Here is a 19,672-nt window from a genome sequence, read left to right as displayed (position 1 = left end):
ATATGAGGCCAAAAAATAAAACTGAATTGCTTGACTTGAGTCAAGATAATTTTGATTCATTAATGACATTTATCGATAATCTTTCGATAGAGGAAAAGCACTTACAATTTCCGGAAGGGACTCTTAACAGAAATATTAAAGATGTGCTCATGCACCTGCATCACTGGCATTTGTTGTTCGTTAATTGGTATGAGATTGGCATGCAAGGAGTAAAACCACAAATGCCTGCAAAAGGCTATAGTTGGAATGAAACTCCGAAATTAAACCTTTGGATTAGAGAACAATATGAGGACATACCTTGGGAAGAGGCATCACGGTTATTGACCACCAGCTTCCTACAAACCAGAAAGATTATGGATAATCACAGTAACAAAGAGCTTTTTGAAAAGCAAAGATTTCATTGGACCGGTAGTACCTCACTTGGTTCTTATCTGGTATCCGCAAGCTCAAGTCATTATTCTTGGGCTGAAAAATTAATCAAAAAATCAATAAAAAAATAATCCACATTCAAACACTCAATAAATTTTGGATATCCTTCTTCCAAACTTTGAAATCTTAATAAAAATAAAAATGGTTAAATCCAGTGAATAACGTGCAATTTCATCTCATTTACTTTATGGCTTACGGCTGAAATTCTATTTCGCATCAAAATGCTTGTGATCTTAAGGCTTTATTTTAAACATAAAGCCTTAGAATAAACGTTTCCTGAAACAAATCAGGTGCTGATGCACCTAGTATTTGCATTTTTGTTCAAAAAAGAATATATAAAAAAACGAGTATACTCTCTTACGGGAAATCGCTATGTCGAGTAAAATTTTACTTGGCTCAATTATATTCGAGTGAAATCCTTCACTCGATTTTTCGCATTTCAAAACCTTCCATTCAATTCAAACACTTTGATATTATTCAAATGCAAAACCATGCTGGTCCAATATTATGCCCTATTTTGTAATTCACTTTAGCCAAATTGCCTCACATGACAAATCTCACAGATAAATTTTGGTGCAAAAATTAATCATTATAAACAAAAAGAGCGACCAGGTAACCCTGACCGCTCTTCATTTATCCCTGACAAATAAATCACTTCATTTTAATCATTTTCTTAGTCACACTTTGATCTAAATAATCAATCTGATAATAATATACGCCTTCGACCGGTAACATCTGATCATCCAATCTTATAGAATTCAATCCTTTAGACATTATTCTTCGATCTTTGAAAAATACTTTTCCGGCAGCATTATATATACTGATTCCTACTTCACCAGAATTTGGCAGCTGGACTCTGACTTCCGAAAATACATTCCAAGGATTAGGTTCATTTTGATAAACTTCAAATGTCAATGGACTCACCTCTATGACTTTTAATTCTACTCGGTCTTCCAGATTGACACCTTCAGAATTAGACACAGCCAGAGCAGGAGTGATGTTGGAACTAATATTAATAGCCTGTCCGGTTGATACCTGACCTCGAGCTTTCATGACCAATTTAAACAATGGATTTCCATTTTCCATATCGCCATTATAACTCATACTAATCCTGCCTTTGCCTCCTTTCTCGGGATGGATGTGATAATTTCCTTGCGAAAATCCCTGTGACGCATTACCGTTGATCTCCATCAACTGCAATAGGCTTGCATCATATTCTAATGTCATCTGGAATCCATCATACTCATCAAAATTCTTTGAACTGAATGGAATCTCAACGACCTGATCTTTAGACAAGAGCAACATTGGAATTTCCAGTTGTAACGCATTGGATTGTCTCACTTGAATACCGCCATTTGCTCCTCTAGTTCTGACTGTTCCATTCAAATCACCAATTTTGACAGCCTTGAAGTCTAACTTCATATCTCCTACCAATTGAGAGATCGATGCTTTTTCAGGAAATGGAATTTGTAATGCACTTTCCGGATCTGCAAATGTGTACTCTGATTCAACAAACCTCCAACTGGTGTTCTTGACAACTTGCGTGGTTACACCCAAAATCAATTTTCGCAACTCAGATATATCGTTCGCAGTCACCGTGCCATTTCTATTGACATCGGCCGCAATCATTTTGTACGGACTTGTTATCGGTTCAACTCCCAAAATGTGTTTCTGAATCTTGACGATATCTGCTGTTGTTATACCATTAAGCCAATCATCATTCTTGTATGGTGCAACAAAATAATTGCCCCCTATTGGCATTTTATCGAACTCATAAATACCTTCGTAATTCGTCAAATCCGTATTTTGATTGGATTGCTCCAATGAAACACCTACATTTTCGACCTTTTCATTTATATCGGTACTTATTTGTCCTGAAATTGTGGCAAAAGTTGTGTTGTCTTCACAAATATTCACTTGATTATTGTCCTGCACCAGCACATAAGTTTTACAGAAATCTTGGTTTCCATTTTCATCGGTTACCCACAATTCCACAAATCTTTGTCCAATACTATCACAGGTAAATACTCTGTAGATATCATTTGTGTCAGCAGAGAAACTCAATTTTACTTTATTCCCGCACACTTGATAACTTCCTGCATCGAGGTCTTTTGCCCAAACTGTATCTATTTCAATGTCTATTGGATACGGATCAAATCGCCCGTTTCCATTGAGATCCATTGGAACCAATCCGATAGCTACACCATAGATACAATAAGCAACAGGAGCTTTACAGTTTTTCAATTCTACTTTGTATTCGCAGGTGGCAATATTTCCACAACGATCTTCTACTTCCCATCTGGCTGTATGAATACCTGCTGGATAATTGCCCGAAACCATATAACCTGCTAAAGCAGAATTAACGATATCAATAGTTCCATCACTATTCAAATCTAATCTGAAAGTATACAACATTTCCTCCGGTGCTGTGCAATCATCTTCTGCTTTGATGAGGAAGGTATATGGAATATCAGAACAGTTGATATCATAACTGCACACAACATCATTGTTACAACCATCTAAAATGGTCGGTGGTATTTCATTCAAAATTCTAATCACCTGAGTATCTGTGTAAATTACAGGTATTTTATTGACACTTTGACACCAATCTATCACACTCCACACTCTAAATATTTTAAAACATGGATCTCCAAATCGTGTCGGAGAAAATACATGATCCTTGTAGCTGACCCCTACCAATGAACACACATCATCGTCAAACTGTGGTCCATTGAAAGCTAAACTATTGAGTAATTCCGGCAATAAAAGATCAGGATCACAGATTCCACTCGTATCAAAATCCAAAGGCCAAATGATATTTGTTGCATCGAATGATTCGTGGTTGATCACAGTAATTAACTGTGAGGTACTGTCTTTATTACCTTGCATGTCAGAGAAAATAAACTTGCGTTCTATTACCCCAAGGCCACATTGATTTAAATTCTCAGAATTCACAATTTCCTCAACAAGAGGAGGACAATTATCTTCAACTAGTCCATCCAGCGGATGACCATTTATTTCATGCCAAAAAATTGGATCAATCACAATCGGTTTTCTGTCTGTTTGCTGTGTCACAATATTTCCAAACGAGGATCCCAGATTTGTTAAGTCTATCGGGAACCTACAGTCAACTGTGATATCAGGTAATGGAGTAACGATTGGTTTATCTTTGTCTTGTACCTCTACCAATACCATACAAATACTTTCATTACCACTATGATCGACAACTTTGAAACCGACCATGATTTCGCGTCCCACGTCTTCGCAACAGAATCCAACTTCCGGGCCCCAATCGTCGGGACCTAAGGTTCCGCAACTGCTCTCATCCATTCTTCTTACTTCAAAATGATCCATACCACATTCATCAAAGCTTCCATCATCAAACACTTCTGCAGGGACCCAATTAAATCCACTGTGATTGAGTGCTACTACTGTTCTTCTATCGCAAACTGCCACAGGCTGAGTTTGATCTTTCACAGTAATTATGAAAGAATAAATGGATTGATTATAGCAAGAATCATAAGCTCTGTATTGAATCTCATGAACCCCAACAGGCAGACTAATTACACCACCATTTTGATTCTGAAGCAAACCGCCAGGATAAGCGATATCCACTCTGATCACACGGTGACAATCATCACTTACCTCAATCGCAGGCAACACGACTTTCGCATTGCATGATCTGGATTCAGTCGTGACAGTCATATCGTATGGCCCTTTGGAAATCACAGGACCAGTAGTATCAATAATAGTGATCCACTGTGGCTGTGAATAGCTGATCTCTCGATTACACCACCATTCACGAACGGTCCAGGTGCGCAAAATTCTCGTGCTGCACGAAATTTCGGGATATCGGAAATCTTCGTAGGTCACATTGATATTGCAAAGCAAATCTACATATGGCCAAATCGTATCTCCGTTAAAGCTTGGCACACCAACTTCTGATGGCAAAGGATTGCCTTGAGCATCTTTTGCGTAAGTGTCAGAACATTCGAATATTGTATCTCTTGGAAAATCAGTTTCATAAATATTAATACGTTCCACGAATAATACCCAAGTACAAGTATCACTGATATTTCCACTTCGATCGATAGCTACATATTTTCTTTCTACACGCTTTACAAAAAGCGGATCACAATGTAAAGGAACGATAGATTCATCTACCAATTTAATTTCTACACCACTGCAATCTCCCAATACTTCAGGTAACAGGTTAGGATCTTCGAATGCAATACACGATACAGTATCTTGCTTGCAGACAATAACAGGAGCTAACTTATCCTCGATACAAACCCTGGACCAACATGTATTTGAATAACAAAGTGTATCCAATATGGTCACATTAAAACATTTACCTACGTCATCTGAAGTGAAATAATTCGGATGAGGATTTCCTGCAAGATCTTTAACAGAAATAAAATAAGCAAAGAGTGGAGATGAAACCGGAGATAATAATGCACCCGGCGTCAACACACCTTCACAATTAGCATCCAAACTAAAGTTTACGTCACCTTTACAGCTGATGCCCCCACACAATATTAAACCCTCAACATCCATATCATCTTCATCATGGATTGGCAGACCTGCTCCAATTGGTCCTGTACCATCTCCATTTAACGCATCATTGGTCAGTCCATACGGATCACCGCCTGAATCATTTACAGGATCATTATCCGGATCAGAATCTATATCGAAGTGCGACATATCATTTTGATTTGCATCTTCCATGCTCAGTATTTCGGCTCGATTGACCAAAGTAATCGTGGTAGCCGTCGGAAGAACTCGCAAATAAATAAATACAGAATCACTCGAACCCGGTGCTATCTGCACGTTCATATTGTAAATTACATACGAACCATTTGCTGACCAAAGTGGATTTAATGCTTGATCAAATGCATATCCAAGGTCTAAATAATCTAACATGACAGTATTCTCAGCGATGATATTTCCTTGATTGAATATTTCAATTTTGAATCGGATAATGTCACCTGCTCTAACAGGAATATTGCGATCTGCAGTTTTACGCAAAGCTAGGTCCATCACAGGTGGAACCGCTATATCCGTATCATCTTCGTCTATACCGCAGCATTCATCTATTTCGTCATCGATGATATTTCCATCATTATTCTGATCATCATCAGGTTGAGAGTCCATGTCCGGAGGTATATTACCTTCAGGATCTTGAGCTGACAAAATTTCAGCACTATTCACAAGATTGGCCAACTTCGCTCCCGGAACCACTCTCAGCACTATTTGGATATCAATAGAATCTCCAGGTAACAGTGGTCCTGCTATGGATTTGGTAGCTTGTGAAGTATTCAATGCGGTCCAAGAATTTGCGTCTGCAGGAGATAAAATATATCCTGCAGGGATTTGATCCAGTACTTCAATTTCTTCTGCATCAACATTACCCTGATTGAAAATCGTAATTGTAAATGGAACATCGTCACCAACCCTCACTGCGGTGGCTTGAGAAGTTCTTTTAATCATTGCCAGATCAAATATCTGTGGAACAGCGCCATCATGATCATCCTCATCATCAATACCATTACCATCTGTGCGATCATCATCAGGTGTTCCCGGGCCACCGCCCACGTCATTGGTAGGATTGTCATCTGGAGTAGAATCAAATTCTCTATCCGTCACATCAACTCCATCTTCATCTTCAAAATATTTGATCTCAGCATAATTAACCAAATTATCCGGATTGGCTCCTGCCAGAACTCGCAATGAAATCGGAACCTCAATTTCTTCACCATCCGAGATTGGTCCTGCAATGGTATATTCAGCATATGAACCATTTAGCACCCAGCCGGTATTTGCTGCCGGCTCGAAACTTAAACCCGTAGGAATATATTCAACGATTGTGACATTAGTGACTGTACCATTCAATCCTTGGTTGATCACTTTAATGTGATAATTCAAAAGTTCTCCAACCTTTGCGTACTGATTAGGATCGACTGATTTTGTCAAAGCCAAATCGTAAATCTGGAAAATTGGCAATCCTGTATCCGAATCATCCTCATCATTATCTGTGTTATCAATTTCATCATCTTTTACCGGGCCATCGTTTGTCGGATCAGTATCCGCATCGGAATCCATATCGACGAGAGAAACTCCATTTTCATCTTCAAATGAGCTAATCTCTGCTGAATTTACATAATCTTCAGGATACTCAAAACCTTTTCTAATGATCAGGCTAAAATCTAACACCGCACTATCCTGAGCTGCAATCGGTCCGTTAATTACAGCTGTTGCTACTCCAGATGACAGTACCCATGCTGGACTTCTTGTTTCATTTTGAGCGTCAAAATCATATCCTGCAGGGATATACTCTGAGACATTGATATTGTAAGCATCAATATTTCCTTGATTGTAAACCACGATTTTAAAATCAACGGTTTCGTCCGGTAAGTAAATTCGAGAAGGTTCTACTACCAACTTCTTTAAAGCCAGATCAGCCACAGGTATTAACTCAGGATCATGATCATCCTGATCAGCCGGATCTTCTATTTGGTTATCGATTGGGTCATCGTCATTCGATGGGTCATTATCAGCCTGTGAATCTGCATCATCATTTGTTCTGTCATTTCCATTTCCATCGTCAGCCGAAGTTATTTCCGCAATATTTTCATAAGCTCCAGCAGCATTGCAAGCTTTGACTTTCAGTTTAATGCTTACTGAAGTAAAATTCAAAGGAGCGATTGGTCCCGCAAGGAGATATGTTGCCATATTCCCAGTCAGAGTCCAGCCCGGATTTGAGGCAGGAACAAATTCAAAACCACAAGGTATATAATCCACAACACCAATATTGCCGGCAGCAACATTTCCTTGGTTGTGGACTTCTAAGGTATAAGTCACCTCTTCATCCAGAAGATATGGAGCAGCATCGACTACTAGTTTGCGCAAGGCTAGGTCAAAAACTTCAACCATAGCCGGATCATGATCATCTTCGTCTTCGCCCCTATCCGGACCCATGCCGAATAAATTATCATCATCAGTAGTGTTTGCCACACCACCTGAATCGTTACCTGGATCAGTATCAAAATAAGAATCATTATCCTCGGTCCTCATCCTACCCGTAGTATCTATAGCTCCTGCTATCTCAGCATAGTTCAGGTAAGCATCAGGAGTCAGACTTTGAGTTAAAGTTAAATAAATAGGTACTGTCACTGAATCTCTCCAGCATAACCTGTGATCTTCAAAAGTGTAGTTCGCTACAGATCCAACCAATGACCAGTTTGGATTCAATGCTGGATTAAAAACAAATCCTGAAGGAATATTGTCAGCCAACTTTACTGAATCAACACAAATGTTGCCTTGATTGACCAAAGTGATATCAAACTTTAAGACATCACCATAGTTGTATGGCTCTGCTTTATATGAAAGATCTACGGTTTTACGCAATGCAAGATCAAACAATGACAAATCCGCCGGGTCGTGGTCATCCTGATTACCACTAGGATCAGATACATCTACCACATCGTCACCAGGACTATCCGGAATGACGCCATTCTCAGCTTCAGTATTGCTGTTCGGATCGGAATCTATATCATCACCTTCTCCCCCCGATGGATCAAGTGCTGACTTCACCTCAGCTACATTCTTGTAAGTATCTATAGATGAAGGACAGTCAATCGGTGGGACATCAATGGTAAAATAAACATCCAGAACTATTGATTCTCCAGGTAAGAGACTTGCAATAGTTTTTTCAATAATACCGGAAGATGGATTAGTCCATTCTGGATTCAATATAGGGTCAGAGATGAAATTAAAACCACACGGAAATCTGTCGATTACTACAATATTGGATGCCGAGAGATTGCCCTGATTGTACACAGTAATTGCATACCGAATCTGATCATCTTTTCTGAAATTAATCTGGCTTGTGATCAATTGTTTCTTCAACGCGATGTCAAAAATCTCGATACCTGCAGGATCATGATCATCCTCATCTCCTCCAATAGCGTGACTATCGATATTGTCATCGTTATCTGAACCCGGCAACACTGCCATTTCATTAGTTCCATTGCTGCCGGCTTCACTATCAATGTCTTGATCAGTTCGATCTTTGCCATATATATCTTGAGAACCGGTGATCTCTGAATAATTGACCCATTGGGATTCACCTCCGGAGGTATTCTCCAATATCAATTCAATATCTACATAAGTGCTGTCACCCGGAAGGACCGGACCTGCAATAGTAGTTGTAACTGTCGGAGCCGCTCCTGACCATATAGGATTATTGGCCGCAACATAACTATAACCCGAAGGAATATAATCAGTTACTTCAATATTCTGAGCACTCTGAGATCCCTGATTAAATATTTTTATTCTGAAATTATGAGTTTGTCCATAAAAATATGGTCCGGCAGTTGTGATTTGTTTTTTCACTGCCAAATCCCAAATGTCCAACATTTCAGGGTCATGGTCATCTTGATCTGTTGTACTGTTGATAGCATTGTCTTCAGAAACACCATCATTATTTTGATTGGCATCCGGGTTGCTATCCATGTCAATAACAGGATTTCCTGAGCCATCAGTAGCCCCTGTGATTTCAGAAATATTGGTAAAAGAAGCTTTTCCTGTGCATGCTTGTAATTGCAACACAATGTCCACTTTTACACTGTCTCCCGGATTGAGAGGTCCGGCAACAGTTGTTACTGCTTCTCTGGTCAGAGAATTATAAGTCCACAGAGGACTATTAACAGCTTGATAATTTAATCCACATGGGATACTATCCACTATGGCAATATTTCTAGCCACTATACTACCCTGATTATAAATCCAATGGCTGTATGTGATCAGATCACCATAAGTATAAGACGAGGCAATCGGTTTAATTTTTTTCAGAGCTAAGTCAAAGACTTCTATTCCCGCCGGGTCATGGTCATCTTCCTCAGCTCCTTGGTCAATGCTCGAGATATTGTCATCATTTACAGATCCAGGGATGACATTACGTTCTGCAGTTCCATCAGACCCTGCTTCACTGTCAATATCCGAATCACTTTTGTCTGCTCCACTCAAATCCTGAGAACTATTGATCTCTGCATAGTTGTACCAATCCTGGCTTCCACCAGTTGTCCTGACCAATATCAGTTGGATATCAATGAATGTGCTGTCCCCTGGGTTGAGAGGCCCGGCAATCGTAGCTGTAACTGTCGGCGCAGTGCCTGACCATGCCGGATTACTTGCAGCAGCGAACATAAATCCTGCTGGGATATAATCATTGACAACGATATTTTGTGCAGCTTGAGACCCTTGATTAAACACTTTGATTCTAAAGCTTAATGTTTGACCATAAGAATATGGACCGGCAGTAACTAATTGTTTCTTGACGGCAAGATCCCAAATATCAAGCATTTCAGGATCGTGGTCGTCTTGATCAGCTGGATTTGTAGTCGCGTTGTCGACCGACAGACCATCATTGTTTTGGTTGCCGTCCGGATTGCTATCAATATCCGAACGAGCGGCTCCTGTATTGTCAGCAGCAGCTGTTATTTCGGATATATTTGTAAATGAAGCAGTACCAGTACAAGGCTGTAATTGTAGGACTATGTCTACATTTACACTGTCTCCTGGATTGAGTGGCCCAGAAATAGTTGTGATAGCTTCACGCGTAGTTGAATTATAGGTCCACACCGGACTATTGACAACTTGGTAAACCAGGCCACAAGGAATACTATCCACTAGAGATATATTGCGTGCGACGACGTTTCCTTGGTTATAAACCCAATGGCTGAAGGTGATATTATCCCCATAAACATATGATGATGCAGCAGGTTTGACTTTTTTCATCGCTAAATCAAATACATCTACACCTGTCGGGTCATGATCGTCTTCTTCACCACCTTGATTAAGGCTCGAAATATTGTCATCATTTAAAGTCCCCGGCAACACATTCCTTTCAGTAACTGAATTTGAACCAGGAGTACTATCTGCCTCCTTGCCATTGACAACAGTATTGGTATTGTCTCTAATCTCTGTTATTTCAGCATAATTTACAAAAGCATTTGGAGTGTATGCAGGAGTCAGCCTCAACTTGATCGTAATCACCGCACTGTCTCCAGGGTTGATTGATGGAGCATATACATAATTCACAGATGGTGCAGCCCCTGTCCATCCCGGATTGTCTGCAGAGGCATATGTAAAGCCGGCAGGCACATAATCTGTTACCTGAGTATTCTGCATAGGAACACTACCTTGATTATAAATCCGAATGTTAAACGTGATCAACTGACCGTAGGAATATGGACCAGCGGTTGCAGTGGTCTTACGCAAGGCCATATCGATCAACTGGATTATTTCTGGATCGGCATCATCTTCGTCTGTGATGCCGTCCCCATTTGTATCTCTTCCATCGTCTGAGATGTGGTTGTCTGTGGTCGTCCCGGGCACACCTCCGGCATCATTGATTGGATTGTTGTCGGGTCTGCTGTCTATGTCATTTAAGGTCATATTATTACCCGCAGCATCTTCAGCTCGGAATATTTCCGAACGATTGATGTAAGCTCCAGTTGTATTGCAAGGCTGGACTTTTAATTTTATCTGGTAAGAAACAGAATCACCAGGTAATATATTTCCAGATAAGGTCATTTGTGCGATACGTGAACCAGAACTGAATATCCATGCTGGTTCATTGATATTGAGGAACTCATATCCGCAAGGAACATGATCCAGGATAGTCACGTCGCTCGCAGTAATACTTCCTTGATTGTAGACTTTGACTTCAAAACACACTGTATCACCATATTTCCAGACTGACTTAGGGTTAACAATAGTTTTGGTGAGTGCCAAGTCAAATATCTGAATACCTGCAGGGTCATGATCATCTTCATTTGCCCCTGGGTTAGAACCGGTAATTAAATCATCTCCTGTGCTTCCAAGAGCTACTCCTGTTTCACCAGGGTAAGAGGAGCCCGCTTCAGAATCTGCATCATCCAATGTCCTTTCATTGCCAATTAAATCGTGTGAGCCTGTTATCTGGCTAAAATTAACCCAGCCAGTAGCAGAACCACTGGTCTGTGCTATATGCAGGATAATATCTACTGAGCTGCTATCACCAGGAAGGATCACAGAACTTATCGTCCTTGTTACAGTAGGGCTAGCCCCTGACCACGAAGGATTCTCTGCACTTAGGTATAAAAATCCTATCGGAATGTAATCTGTAACTTCGATATTGGTAGCGGCAATTGTTCCTTGATTGAACACTTTGATTCTGAAAGTCAAAGTTTGTCCATATACGTAAGGACCAGCGGTAACCAACTGCTTTTTGAGGGCAAGATCCCATATCTCTAATGTTTCCGGATCATGATCATCTTGGTCAGCAGGATTTGTGGTTGCGTTGTCTATCGGAGTCCCATCATTGTTTTGATTACCGTCAGGGTAACTATCAATATCTGTACGAGGGCTTAAATTTTGGTCCGCCGCAGAGTTGATTTCAGAGATGTTGGTATAAGCACCTCCGGAAGTGCAAGATTGAATCTGCAAGGTAATCGGCACTGATATACTATCACCTGGATTGAGTGGCCCTGGTATTGTTGTTGTAGCCTCACGGGCACCCACATTGTAGGTCCAAAGTGGACTATTGCTAATGATATAACTCAATCCACAAGGTATTGAATCAATGATATTGATATTTCTGGCAATGACATTGCCCTGATTATATATCCAATGATTGTATGTCACAGCATCTCCAATCCTGTAAGGAGCTGGTGTACTAATCACTTTTTTCATGGCCAGGTCAAAAACCTGAATACCTGCCGGGTCATGATCATCTTCATCTGCTCCTTTGTTTGTCGAGCTGATGTTGTCATCATTGGTCGATCCGGGAGTGACAGAAGTTTCTCCGGCTCCATTACTATTAGGATTGCTGTCTGCATCTAATGTATTGACCAAGGTATTCGATGAGTCTCTGATTTCAGTAATCTCGGCGTAATTATTCCAAGCTGAGGCACCACTTGAAGCAACAATGCGAAGTTTCAGAGTGATTGAGGCACTATCTCCAGGGTTGATTCTTGGTGCATACGTAAAGCTTATCATTGGTGCGGACCCGGTCCAACCTGGATTGTCCGCGGAGGCATATGTATAACCAGAAGGTATATAATCCTTTACCGTTGTATTCTGCATGATGACGGTTCCTTGATTATAGATTCGAATCGTAAAATCTAGCAACTGCCCATAAGTGTATGGAGGAGCTGTGGCCACCAATTTTTTCAACGCCATGTCTATGATCGGTACGAATGCTGGATCCTGATCATCTTCATCCAAAGTGCCATTATTGTTGATCATATTATCAGTAGTTGTACCTGGCACGCCTCCTGCGTCGTTTGCTCTGGTAGTATCCGCTTGTGAATCGATATCTGACCAGCCATAAATATTCGAAGAGCTTGTTATTTCTGCATAGTTGACAAGACTACTTCCCCTGAAGGAAGGGTCTATGGTACATGTGATATCCACCATCGTATCAAGACCGGCTCTTACTAATGGAAGGGGAGATACTAATCTCACTTTACTGCCACTCAGTACTGCCCAATCGCTATCGTTCAAGCTTAAACCAGCAGGTAAATAATCAACCAGCTGTACATTTGTAGCATCAAGATTACCCTGATTTGTAACCGTGATTTTAAATGTTACGGATGAACCCGGTCCAAAAGGACCCGGAGAGACTGTGGTGTTGATGACTTTGGTTAACGCTAGATCTACGAATTTGTCATTGATCATCAATTCATAATCCTCAACTTCTCCACTCAGAGAAAGTCCGGCTGGTGTACTTACTGTCAATGCCGGATCTTGTGACAGTCTCAGCCTCACGTAACTGATTCCGGTTGTCAGATTTGCCGGTACGGTATATGTAAGATTGAAGGTTCCATTATTTGTACCATCAGGTACTGTAACCTTTAATCCTTCAGATGGAGAAAAGATTAAATCCCTGTTAAAATCTATCCAGGCCACCAGATATGCGTCTTTTCCTGTTAGATTAGTTGCTTTGATACTGATAGTGTAAGGATCCCCTACGAGACCCAGTCCTAACGCCGGCAATGAAACCAATCCATCTTCATCATCTCCCGATGTAAAGCTGTTGAGGTCATCACCCGTAGCAGCTGAACCAAGTGCGACCGGCTGACCGTTCGATTCCGCATCAACAATACTTCCTAAGTAAAGATTAGGTATGATCACGTGCCTTGGGCCGCCGCTACTCAATGTAGTCTTGTAATTATTAGGTGCATCAGCCCAATCAAAAAACACGATACCTGCATCAAAATCAAGATTTCTTACTCCGTTTGGTACATAATAATTTGAAGTGAATCCAGTCCCGGTATTTGCGTCAGAATCATCTGTATCGCTTCCTATATTATTTAAGGTAAATGTTGCACCATCCGGCAAGACAAATCGGATCACATAATCCGCAGCAGGAATGGTATCAAAAATGTAGAATCCTTGTGCATCGGTATTTGTTCCAGAGATAGGTGTTGTAAGGTCATTGGCATTGTAGAGGTATACTTGAACATTTGCCAAGCCTGGTTCGCCTACATCCTGGATACCATTGTAATTATAATCTATCCAAACTGTATCACCCAGAGCTGTATTGCCACATTCGACGATGTCAACATTGGCTATATAAATTGCGGGACAGCCATTGGCATCTGTATAGTCTAATCTATACCTCGTTGGTGCAGAAATACCATAAGCAGCAGTAAAAGGATTATTTGGATTGACAACTAAATGAGCCGGAGTCCACTGGTAGTTAGAACCAGTCGTGGGCCCTGCTAAGTCAAACCCGGGCCCTAGACAAACCTGAAAGGCAATACTATCTACTATTTCCGGAAAAACAGTAATGTGTATGGTATCATAATCCACACATTGATTATTGCGAGTCGTTCTCAATAAATAATCCAATTCAAAATTGATACCTGATGTGTTTCTGGCTTTGAAGTTGCTCTGTGTGGTATCCGGCGTAAGGAAATAGCTGACATTGCTTCCTTCGTAGGTCAACCATTGATAATCGACTCCTTTGGTTAGAGGTGAAGGCCCAACCTGAGTTAGTAATTCATCGCTGCAAACATTATAATCTGCTACAAAAGCCTGAGTCAAACTCGGGTAGGACAAAAATGAAGTCATCACTTCGCAAACACATGAACTCTCAGGATTGAGGACAGCCATTAGCCTACATGTCGTACCAGCCATAACTGTATCACAAGCCATCAATGTCAATGAATCTCCTTCTGTGAGAGTAACTGAAAATGTTCGCTTGAAAAGCAGAACATCTCCAGCGTCTAAATCCCCATCACCGTCTTCTGCATAAACTTCTACTGTCAATGGTGTGCCGGCCGGAGCATCTTCTCCTGTGTTTTTTACTTGTAAAGTATAACAAACTTCCTCCATATTAGGCAATATCGCCCTAGTGGAAGAGTTAAAATTACTCAAACTGACGTTTGGCTTTACAAATGTTATATTTTCTTCGGTTTCATCAGAAATTGCTCTCACTGCACAAGAGGTCATATTTGACACACAAAGTGCTTCTTTAGAACTAAATGTATAAGCTACGATCGGATAAGCACGGCACGCTTGCTGCGCATCAACTGCTTCGATAAAGAATTTAAATTTCACCTGGGCAGATTCAGTCAGTCCATCTACAACATCCCAAATTAGATTCTCCTGTCCATTTACCAATTCAATTACTGGTGGCAAAGAACCCGCATTCATGATATTCATGAAGGACCCTGATACATAGTGCACGCCCAGCGGTAGTTTGATTATTATGGAGTCTTTACTGGCTGTTGGAACACTGCCTGTTGATACTGCAAACTCTACATTGATTTGGGCTTGATCCATATTGCATGGGTTCAATGTATCTGCATTGAGTTGCACCTCCGTTTTATAAATTTCCGGTAAACCTGCGATCTTCAAAGCACCTGCAGGGCTAAACTTATAATTTACTAATTCATCACAAGCATTGTAAGCCCATGAAAGGAACCTGACTTTTCCACCTGATGCATAATTACAAGTGGTCCTTGTATTAAATCGAACAAAAGCATAATTTAGACCAAGCTGAAGGGTACCTGGCATCCCTGAAGACGCAAGTACCGGATCCTGTTGTGAAACATTAATTTCCCAATCATTGCCAAAAGTATTTATCGGGTCAGCAGAAGATTCCCACACTGCATCGTTATAATTTCCGCTAGCCGGGGGAGGATATGCGATTTCAAAAGAGCCTGGAACATATTCTTGACCATCAGGTAGATTAAATTGGAGATGAATGTCTTGGAGACTTCCTAAAATTGTACTTGACAACTGGATTACATAGTCTTGTTCAGTACACAAATCTGCAATGATTGACGTTTCTGGGTGTTTTATCACCATTCCCAATTCCGCACCGATAGGTTCCAGATATAAGGTTTGCGGATTATTGCAAGTCGCCTCGGCAATGCTGTATGGATAAGCTTTGCATTCCCATCCTGTATTCACCACAAAACTATCTAAGGCACAACTGTTTCCGATGACGCAGATTTCAAATATTCTCGTATAAGGGTTGCCACCAACTGCGCTATTCATTGCTCCGATTTGATAGATGCCCCTAGTTGGGGTATAGGTGATCGGTGCAGCCGGATTCGTAATATCTCTGACAGATTGTATGAGTACCGATCCGGATTCATTTGTTACAGTCAACCAAGTTAAACTTGAAGAATAATCACTGGAATTAATCAGTTGGACTTCGAAACAAGTAAATTCAGAAATCAGAGATTGAGTCTTGATAGGTGCTTGTATGGATAAATTTGGCGCACCGGTATATCCATATACCAGTTGATTGGAATTGTCAGGTGGCAAACTAGGAGAATAAGCTACTCTTCCGGCTTCCAAAGTACTATAACCAAATACTTTTGGATCCATATCAAACCAATATCTAGGTTTTTGGGATATGCCATTTATTGGGGTAACCATGGAGTTGCAGTTACCTCTGAATCGAGCATATCCTACAAATCTATAACCCTCATCTGCGATCAATTCCCCAAAATTGTCTTTCAGAAAGTCATAAGACCTAAAGTACAGAGTATCTCCAATAATGGTAATATATGGGGAAGTAATTGGCAATTCTCCCCAGTAATAACCCTGTCCTATAGAGCCCGGAGAATCCAAATCACCATAGACACCTGAGTTCAATGGCACTTGGCCTACTGGGTTTGGTCTTGCAATATAATCTTTAGCATAATAGTGCCATCTGTATCTATCATATACCAACCCGGCTGCAAGATAAGTTCTATGAATAACTGGATGTGCTTTTGGGGTTCTATATTCAAAAGGGAAATAATCTAAATTATTGCTGCCGATAAAAAAACCAGTCCAATCGTAACCATTGTGCCCCAAAGTACATCCTCCGGTATTTGTTCCATTAGATGAACTGAGAAGGTGTTTCATTTCAATATAGTAGACTCGGTCTCTGATATCCTCACATGCATACCTGTCAGCTGGGGCGACATCCCATAAGGTATCATGGGTGGCAAAACTGTAGTCGTCAATGATGAGAGGCTTGTTGACATTTCCATCTGTATAGACATTGAATGTTGGATCTGAGACCGCAAACAACACCGTAACTTCAACGGTATCATTATTTTCGTAAACCAGATCAGCGGGTACAGGATTCCCCAGATAGTTCAGATTTCCAGGGTGAAGATTTGTAATCACTTGATGTCCATTTGGAAATTGCTGAACCAGATCCGCCTCGTATGTTGCACCGCCAGATTTGATGATTCGGACAGCTCCACCTAGAGGTGTAATGGTTGCATCAAATCCTGTGGGTAGCTGCATCACTGAAAATGCTGCTTCAAAATTCTGTTGTACAACTCCTGCCCTAAAAACTCCTCTGTATACAGCCTTCAATGTGTCTCCTGAAATAAATCTATCCAATGCAACTAATGCCGGATTAATACTGCCTGTAGGGTCTGGTTGATAATTGTTGTCATTGTCAGGCAATTCCAATGTCAACCTGTCTATATTAAAACTGAGGGGGTATAAACCTTCACAAGGACCACAAGTCGGACATTTGATTTCAGTGTCAATATCAGTCAGGCATGTTACCAACTGTCCTTTTCCGCAATCGGTACAGCTGGCACTTGGGGAAAAGTAAACGCGCATTTTTGTATGGGCTATTGTGCCTTGTGCGCATGGAGGACCTGTTTCTCCACAGTCAGCTTTCACCTTCAATTTATACTGCATCCCGTCAGCATACACAAAAGTCGATGGAAAATTGGAGAAGCTGTAATCTACGAATAAAGTATCCGGACCTGCGCTACCATGATCAGTATACAAGACGCGGACTGGATCCCAAACCACTCCATTTCTTCCGTAAAACTTTACATCCGGAGATGTAAGATCACCTGAAACACCATTCCAGTCAAGCCCTTTGTCGAAATAATATTCGACTCTAAAGATTCCATCCGGAAAACTAGATCGATTGCCTAGCCAACTGTTGAGTGTTGCATTTGAAGTATAAGTTTCTGTACCCACTTGATCATTCAGTAGCTGAACCGGACCTTCCACAAACATGGACTGTATTCCTCGCCAATCTGTGGTGTTGATCTGTTCTAAATTATACTTATTCAAGTGACATGGATCCTGATAAGATGCAGGAGATGCCCATGTTGTACTCCCCCAATTTAAAATCCCAAAATACCAATTCTGCATATCGCAATATCCTGGTTCAAGGCTACAACCACAACTTGTGTATTCCATCTGAAACTCAATCCAAAGCGTATCGCCTGGTTTCAATTGGAAATCATTGAGTCGATAATCCGCTGTGCGCAATTGCTGGGTACTCAGTGGACAATATCCCGATTGTGCGGACATCCACACCTTGTTGGGCGAAATATGGATTGGAGCACCAAACTTACCAGTTCGGATGGTAACGCTTGCAGTATCGAGATTTACATTGATATCGCCTCGGTAAGCTGACAAAGAAAAATTGATACTATCTGCATATGCTGTACCGCTATTAAAAATAATTACTCTCTGTTTCGGTTTTGTAGAAAAATAACATGCGGGGAGCCCTTCTGCATATTCTGCGGGAGTCAAAAGATCCCAAGTCGTCCTCGTTGTCAAGACCGGACGTTTGAAACCAAACCTAAGTCCTGAAGTTCTACTGGTTTGTTCACATTTGGCCAGAACAGTTCCGTCACATCCATATCTGGCTCCTCTGATAATATCCGGAAAACTATTGCTACAATCGTCCACAAACCAAACTTCCTTGAATACCAATACTTCATTAAATTGAAAATTGCTCGTGTCATTTACATACGGTCCTGCAGTTGCTTTAGCGATGGCGTTCAAATTCACACTATAAAATGTGGTGTCTCCATTTGTTCCTAGTACAGGAAGCATATATGAACCAACATATACACCTGTATTTGTTAACAAAGGGTGATCCTTCACCCAATAAACAAAATGTGTCAAGGATCCATCCCCTGCATTGACAATGCTTACTTTGATTGTATCCGTAGAATTCTTTGCTGCATCAAAGAGGGATACAAAAGCTCCTGTCTTTCCGGGCAATGGATTCCCAAGGATTGACGGAATGGATAATGCCGGCTTTACAATTTCAAAATTACCCGTATTCTTTAACTGGCTAAATGGCGCTCCTCCAATGGTATAGTCAACATCAATATTGAAATTTGCAGCTGTACCACTTTGTACTTTAGGCAGAGCTTTGCAGTCGACTTCCAAGCCTACTCTGAATCTGGCAGTATCGCCCCTATTCATATTATTAATGCTAAAGGTTGGAATTCCGGCATCTAGAATGCTCACTCCAACTCCACCTAAATCTATTAAGGTTCCAGAAAACATGAATCCCGGCACACTAGACAGATCCACGGTCACTACCATATTCTCAGTGGTCTGACCCGGTAGAGGTGTAATATTTTCAATCCTTACTTCAAGGAATTTTTCTCCACCACAGATTGAAAAACGATTTTCACCAACAAGTGGTACCTGTGTAAAAATATTTAGATTGGTTTGAGAAAAAGTAAAGTGTAGGAATGTAATTGCAAATACAGAAGTAAGTGCAAGCTTTTTAAGGAGAGGTAAAATATGCATGAACGTAGTTTTGGTCTTTGCTTAATCGGCCAAATACGTTTTATGCTAAAAGTTAACTTCTGCTGGGAACTATTTTAAGCAGCACAAAATTCAAGATCATATGTTAAATATTATAATAATTATTAATATATTATTTATCATAATTTATATTTACTTA

Annotated in this window: 2 protein-coding genes; one reads left to right on the top strand and one right to left on the bottom strand. The window is 40.7% G+C overall.

Features of this window, described 5'->3' with window-relative positions:
* The first annotated feature begins 2 nt into the window (after positions 1–2).
* A complete protein-coding gene (locus IPI99_07540; GenBank protein MBK7340363.1) occupies positions 3–500 on the top strand; it encodes a ClbS/DfsB family four-helix bundle protein in 498 nt (165 codons plus the stop codon).
* 580 nt (positions 501–1,080) lie between these two features.
* Here IPI99_07540 and IPI99_07535 read toward each other — a convergent pair.
* On the bottom strand, positions 1,081–19,515 hold the full coding sequence (locus tag IPI99_07535) for a DUF11 domain-containing protein (protein MBK7340362.1): 18,435 nt from the start codon (positions 19,513–19,515) through the stop codon (positions 1,081–1,083).
* Positions 19,516–19,672: the final 157 nt, after the last annotated feature.

This window comes from Saprospiraceae bacterium, from assembly GCA_016710235.1.
GTDB lineage: Bacteria > Bacteroidota > Bacteroidia > Chitinophagales > Saprospiraceae > Vicinibacter.
This window is presented reverse-complemented; position numbering and strand designations above follow the sequence as displayed.